The sequence below is a fragment of the Winogradskyella sediminis genome, from assembly GCF_003387355.1.
Lineage (GTDB): Bacteria > Bacteroidota > Bacteroidia > Flavobacteriales > Flavobacteriaceae > Winogradskyella > Winogradskyella sediminis.
Genome location: NZ_QUNH01000001.1, coordinates 1,553,007 through 1,568,213 on the forward strand (window position 1 = coordinate 1,553,007; position 15,207 = coordinate 1,568,213).

The 15,207-nt window shown below is 34.3% G+C and carries 14 protein-coding genes; 4 read left to right on the top strand and 10 right to left on the bottom strand.

Going from position 1 to position 15,207, the window contains the following annotated elements; translation table 11 throughout:
* Nucleotides 1-32 precede the first annotated feature (32 nt).
* The 10 genes from C8N41_RS06580 to miaB form a co-directional block, all read right to left on the bottom strand.
* Entirely contained in the window at nt 33-866 is an 834-nt protein-coding gene (locus C8N41_RS06580) for a phosphatase PAP2 family protein (protein ID WP_092444574.1), read from the bottom strand.
* Nucleotides 867-977: 111 nt separating this feature from the next.
* Nucleotides 978-2,609, bottom strand: a complete 1,632-nt coding sequence (gene groL / locus C8N41_RS06585; protein WP_092444571.1) for a chaperonin GroEL — start codon at nt 2,607-2,609, stop codon at nt 978-980.
* A gap of 106 nt (nt 2,610-2,715) precedes the next feature.
* Nucleotides 2,716-2,991, bottom strand: a complete 276-nt coding sequence (locus tag C8N41_RS06590; protein ID WP_092444569.1) for a co-chaperone GroES — start codon at nt 2,989-2,991, stop codon at nt 2,716-2,718.
* 171 nt (nt 2,992-3,162) lie between these two features.
* On the bottom strand, nt 3,163-3,504 hold the full coding sequence (secG, locus tag C8N41_RS06595) for a preprotein translocase subunit SecG (RefSeq protein WP_092444567.1): 342 nt from the start codon (nt 3,502-3,504) through the stop codon (nt 3,163-3,165).
* Nucleotide 3,505: 1 nt separating this feature from the next.
* Complete coding sequence (locus C8N41_RS06600) at nt 3,506-4,492, bottom strand: hypothetical protein (RefSeq protein ID WP_115838810.1); 987 nt, start codon at nt 4,490-4,492, stop codon at nt 3,506-3,508.
* A gap of 5 nt (nt 4,493-4,497) precedes the next feature.
* The gene (locus C8N41_RS06605) at nt 4,498-5,001 is read right to left on the bottom strand and encodes an LptE family protein (RefSeq protein WP_092444565.1); all 504 of its coding nucleotides are present in this window, start codon (nt 4,999-5,001) and stop codon (nt 4,498-4,500) included.
* A 150-nt stretch (nt 5,002-5,151) separates the two neighbouring features.
* Nucleotides 5,152-6,411 carry a sigma-54-dependent transcriptional regulator gene (locus tag C8N41_RS06610; RefSeq protein WP_092444563.1) on the bottom strand — a complete coding sequence of 420 codons (1,260 nt, stop codon included), beginning with the start codon at nt 6,409-6,411 and terminating at the stop codon, nt 5,152-5,154.
* Nucleotides 6,412-6,413: 2 nt separating this feature from the next.
* A complete protein-coding gene (locus tag C8N41_RS06615) occupies nt 6,414-7,346 on the bottom strand; it encodes a hypothetical protein (RefSeq protein ID WP_092444561.1) in 933 nt (310 codons plus the stop codon).
* 122 nt (nt 7,347-7,468) lie between these two features.
* A complete protein-coding gene (locus tag C8N41_RS06620; RefSeq protein WP_147298939.1) occupies nt 7,469-8,323 on the bottom strand; it encodes a hypothetical protein in 855 nt (284 codons plus the stop codon).
* Nucleotide 8,324: 1 nt separating this feature from the next.
* Nucleotides 8,325-9,770, bottom strand: coding sequence for a tRNA (N6-isopentenyl adenosine(37)-C2)-methylthiotransferase MiaB (gene miaB / locus C8N41_RS06625; RefSeq protein WP_115838645.1), 1,446 nt, complete (start codon nt 9,768-9,770; stop codon nt 8,325-8,327).
* Nucleotides 9,771-9,947: 177 nt separating this feature from the next.
* Between miaB and C8N41_RS06630 the strand changes: the two genes are divergently transcribed.
* The 4 genes from C8N41_RS06630 (at nt 9,948) to C8N41_RS06645 (ending at nt 15,087) form a co-directional block, all read left to right on the top strand.
* Nucleotides 9,948-10,736 carry a hypothetical protein gene (locus C8N41_RS06630; protein WP_115838646.1) on the top strand — a complete coding sequence of 263 codons (789 nt, stop codon included), beginning with the start codon at nt 9,948-9,950 and terminating at the stop codon, nt 10,734-10,736.
* 44 nt (nt 10,737-10,780) lie between these two features.
* Complete coding sequence (locus C8N41_RS06635) at nt 10,781-11,224, top strand: hypothetical protein (RefSeq protein WP_115838647.1); 444 nt, start codon at nt 10,781-10,783, stop codon at nt 11,222-11,224.
* Nucleotides 11,225-11,385: 161 nt separating this feature from the next.
* The gene (topA, locus tag C8N41_RS06640; protein WP_115838648.1) at nt 11,386-13,914 is read left to right on the top strand and encodes a type I DNA topoisomerase; all 2,529 of its coding nucleotides are present in this window, start codon (nt 11,386-11,388) and stop codon (nt 13,912-13,914) included.
* A 6-nt stretch (nt 13,915-13,920) separates the two neighbouring features.
* Nucleotides 13,921-15,087: a formimidoylglutamase gene (locus C8N41_RS06645; RefSeq protein WP_115838649.1), complete on the top strand. Its 1,167-nt coding sequence runs from the start codon at nt 13,921-13,923 to the stop codon at nt 15,085-15,087.
* The last annotated feature ends 120 nt before the right edge of the window (nt 15,088-15,207 follow it).

The following is a 15,207-nucleotide window of genomic DNA, read 5'->3' on the forward strand; positions in this document are numbered from 1 at the left end:
CTTTTTTGTTTAATATGTTTTTTCAATAGGGTTTAAAACGTGCCCGTTAAACCTATAGTGCCAGCACCAGCGCTTATGCGCCAACTCATAGTTTTAGGTTTTGCAGTGTTATAAAAGTTGTTTTTAGTCATAAAATTTTCAATGCCATCGACAACGACAACGCTAATTGCCATACCTAAACCAACATCGCTCAGCCAATGTGCATTTTCCCATAACCTAGAGATTGGAGCAATTGAGCCAACAGCATAAATGCCTGCTTTAACCCAAAAATTATCAAATTGTTTGGCTATGGCATGTGCCATAGTGAAAGATAAAACACTGTGACCAGAAGGAAAAGAGTGGAAGCCAGGCTTATTGCTAAAGGGTTCAAATTCGTTGTAATCGCCACTGTTAGGTCTAGCGCGACCTACAACAGTTTTGGATATCGATTGTATAAGACCTGTCGTAATCGCAGATGAAAAGATCAAGATTCCTGTATGACGGACTTTTTCATTATCTGTAAGAAGTCCAAAACCATAAATCCCAGTAGATACCATAAAGAAGTTTTGAGGACTCCCAAAATACCAACCAAAGTCTTTTACTATTTCAGGAGCACCAGAGCCTTGTTTTATAAAAACAGGGTTTGCTTGCTCATCACTTAAATACAGCAACGTTGTTCCTGCTAAAATACCTCCAGCCGTTATAAAATCATCGCTTTTCCACTTAAGGGGTTGGGTAAATGAATGCCCAACACTTTTTAAGGTTATGCCAGCGTCATATTTAAGGTGTTTCCATACTCTACCGGTTTTTGTTGTGGTACTGTCTGTCTGCGAAAAAAGATTTAGTGAAGCTAGTGACAGTAAAAATAGAATTGTGATTTTTTTCATTTTAATTGCTGTAAGTTTTAAATATAATATAAAATAAAGCCTCTGACTCTCATCAAAGGCTTTAAATTTATAATTTGACCTATGTCAATAAGTATTAATGATGTTTCACTATTACATCATGCCTGGCATTCCGCCTCCACCCATTGGTGGCATAGCAGGTGCATCTTCTTTAATGTCAACTAATGCACATTCTGTAGTTAAGATCATTCCAGCAACAGATGCCGCATTTTCTAAAGCGATACGTGTTACTTTTTTAGGATCAATAATACCTGCTTTAAGCATATCTACATAAGTTTCTGTTTTAGCATCATATCCAAAATCTTTCTTACCTTCTAAGACTTTATTAATAACAACAGATCCTTCTCCTCCAGCATTTTCTACAATGGTACGTAAAGGTGCTTCAATAGCTTTATTTACAATTTGTACACCTGTAGTTTCATCTAAGTTGTCTGTAGTTATTTTTTCTAAAGTTTTCTTAGCTCTAACTAAAGCAACTCCACCACCAGCAACGATACCTTCTTCAACAGCTGCACGTGTAGCATGTAAAGCATCATCAACGCGATCTTTCTTTTCTTTCATTTCTACTTCAGATGCAGCACCAACATAAAGTACAGCAACACCACCAGCTAACTTAGCTAAACGTTCTTGAAGTTTTTCTTTATCGTAATCAGAAGTTGTAGTTTCTATCTGTGCTTTAATTTGGTTTACTCTCGCTTTAATATCTGCAGCTTTTCCTTCACCATTTACAATGGTTGTATTGTCTTTGTCAATAGTTACAGTTTCAGCAGTACCTAACATAGATAAATCTGCATTTTCTAAAGAGAAACCTCTTTCTTCAGAAATTACAACTCCACCTGTAAGGATAGCGATATCTTCTAACATGGCTTTACGTCTGTCACCAAATCCTGGTGCTTTTACAGCTGCAATTTTTAATCCACCACGTAATTTATTTACCACTAACGTTGCTAAAGCTTGCCCATCTACATCTTCTGCGATAATTAATAACGGACGGCCAGATTGTGCTACAGGTTCTAATATTGGAAGAATTTCTTGTAAGTTAGAAATTTTCTTGTCGAATAATAAGATATAAGGATTTTCTAAATCCGCAATCATTTTATCTGCATCTGTTACGAAGTATGGAGATAAATACCCTCTGTCAAATTGCATACCTTCAACAACATCAACGTATGTTTCCATACCTTTAGCTTCCTCAACAGTAATAACACCTTCTTTACCAACTTTTCCGAAAGCTTTAGCAATTAAATCGCCAATAGTATCATCATTGTTTGCAGAAATAGCAGCGACTTGTTTAATCTTGTCAGAATCACTACCTACTTTTTTAGATTGCTTATCTAAATCGTTTACAAGTGCTTCAACAGCTTTGTCAATACCACGTTTTAAATCCATTGGGTTTGCACCAGCGGCAACATTTTTAAGACCTTCTTTTACAATTGCTTGTGCTAATACGGTTGCTGTAGTTGTACCATCACCAGCTAAATCGTTAGTTTTAGAAGCAACTTCTTTAACCATTTGCGCTCCCATGTTTTCAAGTTCGTCCTCTAGCTCAATTTCTTTAGCTACAGAAACCCCATCTTTAGTAACTTGAGGTGCACCAAATGATTTTCCAATAATTACGTTACGACCTTTAGGTCCTAATGTTACTTTTACTGCATTTGCTAAAGCGTCAACACCACGTTTTAAACCGTCGCGTGCTTCAATATCGAATTTTATATCTTTTGCCATGTTTATTATGTTTTTGTCATTCCTGCGAAGGCAGGAATCTAATTTATTTAAGTTTATAATGGATTCCGCATTAGGAGCGGAATGACAGAATTAATAGTTTAAATGATTATATTATCGCTAGGATGTCACTCTCGCGCATCATTAAATAATCTTTTCCTTCTAGTTTAAGATCAGTTCCACCATATTTACCATAAAGTACAGTATCTCCGACCTTAACCGTTAAAGGTTCGTCTTTTGTACCATTACCTATGGCAACAACAGTCCCTCTTTGAGGTTTTTCTTTGGCGTTATCTGGAATAATAATACCTGAAGCTGTTTTAGTTTCAGCTTCTGTTGGTTCAACAAGAACACGGTCTGCTAAAGGTTTAATGTTTAAACTCATTTGTTATATGTTTTTTTAGTTATTTAATAAATTACGCTTTAGCGTATTTCGAAAATTATGCCAATAGAGAAAGTCTGACAAAGTTTCAGACCTATATGACGAAAGTGATGGAATAAAAAAAGCCAACTTAAAAAGTTGGCTAAATATCTTTATGAATATAACTGATTGTTATTATTCTGGAGTGCTATCTGATGTTTCAGAATCTGTTGTTGCAGCAGGTAATGTTGGCATCTCAGTAGTTTCGTTAGTATCTAAAGCTTTAGATTCTATATTTCCACCAGAATTAATAGTTACATTAGATGCTAAGATTAAAACGATTAAAGCGGTTGCTAAAAACCAAGTGCTTTTATCTAAAAAGTCTCCTGTTTTCTTTACTCCACCCATTTGTTGTGTTCCGCCACCGCCAAAAGATGATGATAATCCTCCGCCTTTAGGGTTTTGAACCATAATTACTACTACAAGTAAGAAGGCAACGATTACGATTAGTATTAAAAAAATTGAAAATGCACTCATTTTATATTGTATTATTATCTTTTAATTCTTTTACCAATTTTATTTGGTGTGCAAAGAAACTACTTTTTTCTGGATATTTCAAACTTAAAATTTTGTAAGATTGAATTGCCTTGTCATAGTTTTTTTGTTCTAAATAAATTCGCGCTAAAGTTTCAGTCATTAAACTATCTGAAATAGGGTTGTCGTTATTGACTAACTTAGGTTTAGGTGCGTTGTGAGAAACAGGTTTTATCTTAGGATTTTCGCTTATAAATTTATCTATAATAGATAGTTTTTCTTGAAGCGGAGATGTCTTTTTGGGCACTTCTGGTTGCGCTGTTGTTGCAGTTGTTTTTTTATTTTCTTCTAGAACTTCTGCATTATCTCGAGTTTCCTTTTCTTGGTTTTCTTCTCTAACAATAGGCTTAAAACTGGTAATTTTTAACCATTCTGTAAATGAGTGGTTTTCAGATTTATCAAATTCTAATGGTTCACCTATCTTTAATTCTTTTTCGGGTGTAATGTTTTTGACATCTACAGAGATAATAGAGTCTTCAATTTTTGGTAACTTAGTTTCTAATCTTGGTGGAGGTAGCGGTTTAACTTCAAACAAACCAGGATCTAAAACACCTTCAGTTGCTTTAATATGTGCTTTGAGTGCATCATCTATAGTGACGCTTTTGTTAACAGAAATGTCATCAGCCTCATTAACATCTATAGATTTTAGATGCTCTGTATTTTGTTTAATCTGTTTAGAGATTTCATTTTGATTGAAAATCTTCGAGGTAATATAATCAAACAGTACGCTGCGATCGGTAGTATGCGCAGCTGTAGTCTTTAATGCATTGTTATATTTATAACTTTCTTTTTGCTTTAAACCTTTGAGATATAAAGCTCTTAAAGGTTGAAAATAAGGGTACTCTTTAATTGCTGCAGAAAGTACCTCGGTTTGAGATGCTGTAACCGCTTCTGGATGCTGTAATAAATAAGTGAGGTCTTGAAGCTGCATAGTTTTTACCAATCTGCTAGAGAAGCATTGAGAATATCTTGTGTTAATCGTTCTAAAATTTCATCGAACGCAGTATCCTTTATACTACCAGTAAGCTGTTCGCTGGCTCCGTAATCATAGAAGAACGAAAAGGTGCGTTCAAAATCTTTTTCTTCGTCTTTTGTGTTTATATAGCGTACTCTAACTCCAATGGTTAATCGGTTTTGTGCAGCAGTGTTTTCTGCAGTTGCTGTCATTGGAGCAATGCGGTATTCTACAATTTCACCTTCATAAATAACTTCACCTCCAGAAGTTACGAGCTGTGCGCTTGTCTGATTTACAATAAGATCTTGAAGTGCGTTTGTAAATAATTGGTCTAAACCAGGTTCTACTAAATCTGCATTATTTTGAAAGAAGTTAACCTGAAAAGTTTCAGGTGTTTCTGTTATTCCTGTAAAAGAATAATTAACCTTACAACCATAATATACCAAACAAATTGCAGCTATAATAATGTATTTAAATGACTTCATTTATTGTATTTTAAATCGTTTAATAATCACATAAGCAAAGATAACTTTGATGTACTTATGTCGATTTGTTTTGAACAAGTAATGTGAGCCTGAACAATAATATAACTCAAAAATAAAAGGTTATCTTATTGTACAGCTCTTAAACTTATCTTAAAGATCAAATTGTTTTATTTTTCTATAAAGCGTTCGTTCACTGATGCCTAACTCTGCAGCAGCTAATTTACGTTTGCCGCCATGTCGTTCTAGTGATTTTTTAATCAATTCTAATTCTTTATCATGTAAAGATAATGTCTCTTCTTCTTCTATTTCTTCGGCAAAATGATATTTATCTTCACTTTCTGTAGTTGCATTTTCATCAGCATGTTCTGCAAGCGATAGAATTTCTAAGTCTTCTACAGCTGCTTCAAATTTTTCATCTTTATCATCTCCATAAATTTTCTGAATTAAATGTTCATTATCTTTTTGAACATCGGCATCACTACCTTTTTTCATGAGTTCCATGGTGAGTTTTTTAAGATCGTTAAGATCGCTCTTCATGTCAAATAAAACTTTGTAGAGTATTTCGCGTTCACTGCTAAAATCACTTTCAGATTTAGAGTCATTAACTATGGCTGGCAAATTGCTACCAGAGCTTGGTAGATAATTTTGAAGTGTGAGGCCGTTTATAGTTCTATTTTGTTCTAAAACAGAGACTTGTTCTGCGACATTACGTAATTGTCTAATGTTACCATTCCAACGGTACTTTACCAATAAACTAATTGCGTCGTCGGTTAATTTTACCGTTGGCATTTTATATTTTAAGGCAAAATCACTAGCAAATTTTCTAAATAATAAGTGAATATCGTCTTTACGCTCACGAAGCGGAGGTAAATTGATTTCTACTGTACTTAGTCTGTAGTATAGATCTTCTCTAAATTTTTCTTTTTTAATTGCATCAAACATGTTAACGTTCGTTGCAGCTACGATTCTAACGTTGGTTTTTTGAACCTTACTAGAACCTACTTTTATAAATTCCCCATTTTCTAGTACGCGCAGTAAACGCACTTGTGTGGTCAATGGCAATTCTCCAACTTCATCTAAAAAAATGGTGCCTTCGTCGGCGACTTCAAAATAGCCAGATCGGGTGGATGTGGCTCCTGTAAATGCGCCCTTTTCGTGTCCAAATAATTCGCTATCAATGGTTCCTTCAGGAATAGCTCCACAGTTTACAGCAATATATTTACCGTGTTTTCTGTGTGATAATTGGTGTATGATTTTTGGAATACTTTCTTTTCCTACACCACTTTCCCCTGTGACTAATACTGAAATATCAGTAGGAGCAACCTGTATCGCTTTTTCTATAGAGCGATTAAGTTTAGGCTCGTTTCCAATGATACCGAAACGTTGTTTTATGGCTTGAATAGATTCCATGATTAATTAACGTATGAAAACCTTTCGTTAAATTCAAATGATAATTCAGGTCCAAAGTTGTAGGCGATAACTCGACTTTCAATTCTTCCTGCTGAATTGTATTCTAAATCAAAATTAAAAACATTACCATCGAAAGTTGCTCCATTCCAATTGTTTGTGGAAAGAAATTGAGCAATTGGACTTCCAATTTCATCCGAATAATCATCATCTAAAAATGTAAGTAAATAATTGTCTTCAAAAATGACTTTTAATGGATTAGGATTATCATCAAATTGATATGTGGTATTACTATCTGTTTCTCCCGTTCTGATACTACTTGAAATATTTCCATTGGCAGCATAACTAATGCTTTCAAATTGAATAGAAAAACCATTTTCAAAAGATTCTTTTTGTATAATACGATCTGAATTATCTACTGTAAATACTGTAGAAATACTAGAGCCTTCTTCTGTTCTTGTAATGGTATTGCCGTCATACGTAAAGTTGTAACTATAGTTTTCTTCAGCATCTTCGTAATAGGTGTATGTAATATTAGAAATGACTCCGTTGGTGTATGTTATGGTGGTTTCGTTAGTTGTTACGCCAGCTGTATTTACGGATTCATCATTAATAATTTGCCCTGAGCTATTTCGGGTAATAATTAAATTTTCATTTTCAAAAGGGCTACCGTTGGCTGATAAAGCATTGGATCCAGAGATAATTTTACTGTTTGCAATATTAAAATCAGAATTGGTTATAGTCTCTATTGGTGCGCCAAAGAACTCTAAATTTACTTGTGTGTCTAATTCATAAATAGACATTGTAAGGTCTGCACTTTCACTACCAGTGCCACCTCCTTGATTGCCTCCTCCTTGTGTGTAAGCCGGATCTAAAGGTTCAACGTCACAAGCTGTAATAACAGTAAGGGTGAGTAATAATAAGGTTAGTTTCTTCATTGATGGTTTAATTTTTTTTTAATTCTCATAGCGATGAGAGGGGTAGTTGGACTTAGTAATTTCTTTTTTGAATCGATTACGAATAGCTTAATTTCTACAATTCTTTAGTTATGCTTTTAAAATTAGTAATACGTATAGGTTAACGTATTTATTACTTCACCTGTTGCTACATTTGTTATGGTTACAGACATAGGGTAATCATCATCGTTGTATACATAATTGTAGGCTAATGTATTTCCTTGATTATCGGTTTTACTTAACACATTGTTTGGTGACATGGCCACGGTGTTATGGTCATCCATAAAATAGAGTGCTAAATTATAGCCGTCCATAGATTCTGCTATCGGGTTTTTTTTATCGTCATACGTATAGGTGTTGCTATAATCAACTTCAATACCATAGCTTATTGTGGTGTGACTTCCAACGATATTGAAGTTGTTATCATATTCGTAATCTGTTAAATTTTGTACAGAGTTCGCATTATTTATTAAGGTGGATTTTTTTTGCGCTAAATACTTTAATTGATCTGAACTAAATGTCCATTGAATATTTAAATCATCTTCTTCTATGTCTGAATCCATTAGATCGATATAGTTGAGGGTGTTATTGTTAATAACAACGTTAGAATCTATGCTATAACCGAGTGTGACATACTTATAATTAGTAATATTATTATCAGTGTAAGTGAGATTTATAAACGCCTCTTCAGTACCATATGTGTGGTAAGAACTGTTAAGTTTATTGTCGTTTGAGTATTCAAATTCAGATAGAATATAATTATATTCAGGAAGGGCATTAGTATCTGTAATGGAGACTAATCTTCCGTTTAAATCGAAATAAAAATTACGCTCATTATTTTCTCTAACATCAGTAATGTGTTTAATAATTAATGTGTTAGGTGTTTCTGTTTCTTGGTTATCATCAGAACTACAGGAAAACATAGAGATAAAAAAGATGATGTAAAAAAAATATTTCATATTAATTATTTTTAGAATATCCAATAGCTTTACCTATTAGAGTTGCGCTTGTACAATCTGTAATCAATACATCTACTAAATCTCCTACCTTATAATGTTCTTTTGGAAACACAGCTACCGTGTTATCAGAAGTTCTTCCCGACCATTGCAAATCGGATTTTTTAGATGCTTTTTCAATTAGGATCTCTACCGTTTTGTTAAGGTGAGATCTAGTGTTCATGGCACTGTGCTTGCGTTCTAATTGAATAATTTCGCTTAGACGACGCTTTTTAACTTTTTCAGGGACATCATCTTTCATTTTACGACCAGCTAATGTTCCTGGACGCTCAGAATAAGTAAACATATAACCAAAATTATATTTCACATATTCCATTAGAGATAAAGTGTCTTGGTGATCTTCTTCTGTTTCCGTTGGAAAACCAGCAATTAAATCGACACTTATGGAGCATTCTGGGATAATTCTTCTAATGTTATCGATGATTTCAAAATATTCTTGGCGTGTATGTAAACGATTCATTTCTTTTAAAATACGATCGCTTCCACTTTGTACAGGTAGATGTATGTGTTTACAGATGTTATCGTACTTAGCCATGGTTTCTATCACATCTAAAGTGAAGTCCTGAGGATTAGAAGTGGAAAAACGGATACGCATTCTAGGCTGTGCCTTAGCGCATAGTTCCAAAAGATTTGCAAAATTAACGGCTGTAGCTTTTTGTAATTCTGAAGCATTATTAAAATCCTTTTTTAAGCCGCCTCCATACCATAGATAGCTATCAACGTTTTGTCCTAAAAGAGTGATTTCTCTGTATCCTTTTTCCCATAGCTCATTGATTTCTTCAATAATACTTTGTGGATCTCTACTGCGCTCTCTACCACGTGTAAAGGGCACAACACAGAAGGTACACATATTGTCGCAACCTCGAGTGATAGAAACAAATGCTGTTATACCATTAGAATTTAGTCTTACAGGTGAAATGTCTCCGTAAGTTTCTTCTTTAGATAATATAACGTTTATAGCGTCTCTACCTTCTTCAACTTCAGCGAGTAAATTAGGTAAATCTTTATAAGCATCAGGACCTACAACTAAATCCACGATTTTTTCTTCGTCTAGAAATTTAGTTTTTAAGCGTTCGGCCATACAGCCTAAGACGCCAACTTTCATTTTAGGGTTAATACGTTTTACAGCATTATAGTCTTGTAATCGTTTTCTAACCGTTTGTTCTGCTTTATCTCTAATAGAGCAGGTGTTAACTAATACAAGGTCTGCTTCCTCTAAGGTTTGCGTAGTGTTAAAACCTTGTTCAGAAAGTATAGAAGCTACAATTTCGCTGTCACTAAAATTCATAGCGCAGCCATAACTTTCAATAAATAGCTTTCGTTCGTTACCTTCCTTTTTGTCTATGACTAAGGTTTCTCCTTGTTTGTTCTCGTCTATAATTTTTTCCATCAGCTGTAGTGAATACTTCAAATCTCAATAAGCATGCAAAGATAATATTATTTTATGGATTATGACAAAGTGGCAGTTATAATATTTAATTATACGTTAAAGTACTTCAAAATATAGATTTGTTTGAATTTCTAATGAAAATAGATTTCTTTTGGCGTATCATTTAAAATACTACACATGAGCCCTACAGAAATCAACACTAAAATAGTAAATGCAAACCCATTGGATTTCGGAACTATTTTTAATCAATCCATTGCTTTATTCAAAAAAGTTTGGGTTCAAGGTTTAGTGATGGTATTACTCAATATGGTTTTGGCGATTCCAGTAGTAATGATTGTTTATATTCCCTTATTGTTTTTCGGTTTTATTAGTGCTTTAACTATGGACGGAGAATATGAGTCGTACGGTCAAGCAGGATTGAGTATTGCTATGGTACTTGTCCTCATAGTAGCTTATGTGTTTATGATTGTGGCAATGAGTGCTATCGGACTTGGCTTAAAAGCGGCATTCTATAGGATTTGTAAATTAAGAGACTTAGAACAGATTGGTAAGGAAGATTACTTTTATTTCTTTAAAAAACCATACCTAGGTAAAACCATAAAGTTAGGTGTAGCTTTTACAGGGATAGCACTTGTAGCAACCATGTTGTGCTTTCTGCCTATCATATACGCTGTAGTTCCTTTGTCTTTTATAGTGGTTGTATATGCGTTTAATCCAGATTTATCTATTTCGAAAATTATTAAGTTGGGCTTCGATCTTGGAAATAAAAAATGGTTAATTTCATTCGGGTTAATGTTTGTTTCGGGTTTTCTAGCAATGATTGTCGGTTTTTTAATGTGTGGCTTCGGTATATATGTAACTGCTGCATTTGGTCAGTTGCCTTCTTATTTTATTTATAAAGATGTGGTAGGCTTTGGTGGTGGTGATGAACAAATGAGACGTATAGAACAATTGTCTACGTTTTAAATCTACTTATTGGTTATTTTGTATCTTTATACAAACTGGGTATTATGAAACTTAAAAAACGGATATACATCTTAGTGTTGGGTTGTGTTTTAATGAATTTTCAATGCGAAGATAGTGGCAATGACGATGCTATGATAATATCATGTGGCATTGAAGTGGTGAATGATAGTGTATTATACGAATCTGCAGAGTCAAGTTATTTTGGAGTCTTAGACTCTAATTTGGAGGGAAATTGTTTGTCTGTTACAATTTCATCGAGTGGTTGCGATGCGAGTACTTGGGGTTTAACGCTAATAGATTCTGAAACTATTACCGAATCCTTGCCACCACAGCGGGAGTTGAGATTGATATTTTATAATAATGAAGCATGTTTAGCAGTTTTAGAAAAAGAAGAAATTTTTGATTTAGTTGCATTGCAAGTTGAAGGTGCCAATGAAGTAGTCTTAAACATCGAAGGTTTGCCAGAATCCATTTTGTATACCTATTAATTTAGATTTTAAAAAAAATATAAATTGAAGAAGCCTTATAAATTATAAGGCTTCTTCTGTGTTTTAAAGTCCTATCATCACGTTAAAATGTACGGTATTTACGACCAAATTAGGATTGTATCTTAATTTTCATATACATTTGTAAACGCAAAATTTTAAGAATGTCAAAGAATCTCGTTATTGTTGAGTCACCTGCAAAGGCTAAAACTATTGAAAAATTTTTAGGTAAAGATTTTAAAGTGGAATCCAGTTTTGGACACATCGCAGACCTTCCTTCCAAGGAATTGGGAGTGGATGTGGAAGGAGATTTTATGCCTAAATATCAGGTGTCTAAAGACAAAAAAGATGTTGTTAAAAAACTAAAAGATCTATCTAAGAAAGCAGATGTTGTTTGGTTAGCAAGTGATGAGGATCGCGAGGGAGAAGCGATTGCTTGGCACTTGGCTGAAACATTAAAATTAGATAAAGACAAAACAAAGCGTATTGTATTTCATGAAATTACAAAAAGCGCTATTAATAAAGCGATAGAGAATCCGAGAAGTATAGATTACAATCTGGTAGATGCACAACAAGCAAGACGTGTGCTAGATCGTATTGTAGGTTACGAACTTTCACCAGTTTTATGGAGAAAGGTTAAAGGTGGTTTGTCGGCTGGTAGAGTACAGTCGGTTTCTGTACGTTTAATTGTAGAACGCGAACGCGATGTACAAGCTTTCGAAGCTAAAGCGTCGTATAGAGTAGATGCTGAATTTACAAATAATGCAGGGAATTCTTTTAAAGCCAAACTGCCTAAGAATTTCGATTCCGAAAAAGAAGCTTTAGAATTTCTTAATAATAATGTAGGTGCCACATATCAAATTGCCGATTTACAGAAGAAACCTGCAAAAAAATCGCCTGCAGCACCATTTACAACCTCTACACTTCAGCAAGAAGCGTCTCGTAAACTCGGTTTTTCTGTGAGTAGAACTATGACCAATGCGCAGCGTTTGTATGAAGCTGGTCTTATTACATATATGAGAACAGATAGTGTTAATTTATCTGATGAGGCTAAAAAAGGAGCGGAAAATGAAATTATTTCGGCTTACGGATCAGAATTTAGTAATCCAAAAAATTATAAAGGGAAATCTAAGGGAGCGCAAGAAGCTCACGAAGCGATTAGACCAACCGATTTTTCAAATCATACGGTAAATGCAGAGCGTGATCAGGCAAGATTATACGATTTAATTTGGAAGCGTGCCATTGCCTCTCAGATGAGCGATGCTAGATTAGAAAGAACTAACCTTAAAATTCAGATTAATTCTGAGAAAACTATTAGCGAACAATTTACAGCTAATGGAGAAATCATAACATTCGAAGGATTTCTTAAAGTGTATTTAGAAGGTACGGATGATGAGGATGCAGAACAAGAAGGTATTTTACCAGATTTAAAAGTTGGTGAAGCGCTTCAAAACACATATATCACGGCAACCGAGCGTTTTTCTCGCCCACCAGCAAGATTCACTGAGGCCTCTTTAGTAAAGCAGTTAGAAGAATTAGGTATTGGTCGTCCGTCTACTTACGCACCAACAATTTCTACAATTCAAAATAGAAATTACGTTGAGAAAGGAACTCACGAAGGAGACGAAAGACCTTATAAACAATTGGTTTTTGAAAATCAAAAAATCAAAGAGAATCAACTTTCAGAAAAGACCGGATCGAATAAAGGTAAATTAGTACCAACAGATATTGGTATGATTGTTACCGAATTCTTGGTAAAGCATTTTGAAAGCATCTTAGATTACAACTTTACAGCTAAAGTTGAAGATCGATTTGATGATATTGCCGAAGGGAAGGAAAATTGGAGAGAAATGATGAAGGATTTCTATAAGGGCTTTCATCCACAAGTCGAAGATGTTCAAGAAAATGCTGATCGTGAATCTGGAGAGCGTATTTTAGGTACAGATCCTAAAACAGGTCGCCAAGTAAGCGTGCGTTTAGGTAAGTTTGGACCAATGGTTCAACTTGGTGTAATGGAGGATGAGGACAAACCAAAATTTGCCAGCTTGTCTCCAGATCAACAGCTAAATTCTATTACTTTTGAAGAGGCAATGGATTTATTTAAGCTACCAAAAGCTTTAGGTCATTATAAAGAAGAAGAAGTTGAAGTAAATAACGGCCGTTTTGGACCATATGTTAGATTCGGAAAAAAGTTTGTGTCATTACCAAAAGGAGTAGACCCTTTAAGTGTTGATATGGATGAAGCCATGGTGTATATTAAGGAGAAAGAATTAGCTGATGCTCCTATATATATGTATAAGGACTTGGAAGTTACAAAAGGAAAAGGACGTTTTGGGCCATTTATAAAATGGAACAATATGTTTATTAATGTAAATAAAAAGTACGATTGGGACAATTTATCTGAAGAAGACATTGTAACTTTGATTGAAGAAAAGATTCAGAAAGAAATTGATAAGGTTATCCATAATTGGGAAGATGAAGGTGTAAGAGTTGAGAAAGCCAGATGGGGAAGACATAACGTTATTAAGGGGAAGCAAAAAGTAGAGTTAGCTAAAACGGTAGATGTAAGCGAAATGACTTTAGAGGAAGCAAAAGCGATACTCGAAAAGAATGCACCTAAAAAAAGAGCAACCAAGAAAAAAGCGACTAAAAAAACGGCAGCAAAGAAAAAAACGACCACAAAAAAGAAGTAATTGAATATGAATTTTAATTTCCTTACGCCTGTATCAGATGCGGTTTTAGCTCATAACGAACTAACAGCGCAGCAAGCGCTAGGAAAAAAAATAAAAGTCCATTCTCGTCAAAACGGTATTCCTGATTTGGAAAACGTTAAAATGGCCATTATTGGAGTTCAAGAAAATAGAAATGATGTCAATTACATGGGGACGCCTATTAATTTCGATTCTATTCGTAAAACTCTGTATACATTATTTCCAGGAAACTGGCATACTACTTTAGCGGACCTTGGAGATATTGAACCGGGAGAAACTGTTGAAGACACCTATTTTGCCATTCGTACAGCTATTACTGTCTTAGTTGAGAAAAAAATTATTCCAATCGTCTTAGGAGGTAGTCAAGATTTAACATATGCTAATTATCGGGCTTACGATTCGCTTTTGCCCATGGTAAATGTGGTTAGCGTGGATACTAATTTTGATTTAGGAGATGCTAATCTTCCTATTAAAAACAATAGTTACGTTGGCAAAGTAATTGTTGAAGAGCCGTACAATCTTTTTAATTATACGACCATAGGCTATCAAACTTATTTTAACTCTCAAGAAGAAATAGACCTTATAGAAAAGTTATATTTTGAAGCTTACCGATTAGGAGAGATTTCTGGAGATATTAATAAAGTAGAACCTTTAATGCGAGATGCTCATATAGTATCCGTAGATTTAAAATCTGTTAGAGCTTCTGAGGTGAGCGATAACCAAAAGTATTCCCCTAATGGTTTTTCTGGGAAAGAAATTTGCGCTATTAGTCGATATGCTGGGATAAGCAACAAAGTATCATCATTTGGAATTTATGAATATCACGGTTCTAAGAACGATAGTGCGTCATCGATGCTTATTGCTCAAATGATCTGGTATTTTATAGAAGGAGTGAATTGCAGAGTAAAAGATGATGATTTTAACAACGAAAACCACTACCAAAAGTATAATTTATTGGTAGAAGATGACGAATTAATTTTTTATAAGAGCTTAAAAACAGGGCGTTGGTGGATAGAAATTCCATTTTTACCAAATGTTAATAATAAATTAAAAAAGCATACGTTATTACCTTGCATGCATTCCGATTATGTGCACGCAACTCAAGGTGAAATACCAGAACGTTGGTATAAAGCCTACAGGAAGAATAGCTTTTAAAAAAAGCACTTAATCGGACTTTAACACTTTTTTAATCGATGAAATGCTAATTTTAAGGGTAAAGTGCAAAAAAAAGATAAAAAAAGTTGTTTATTCGGAAATATATAAATATGTTTACGA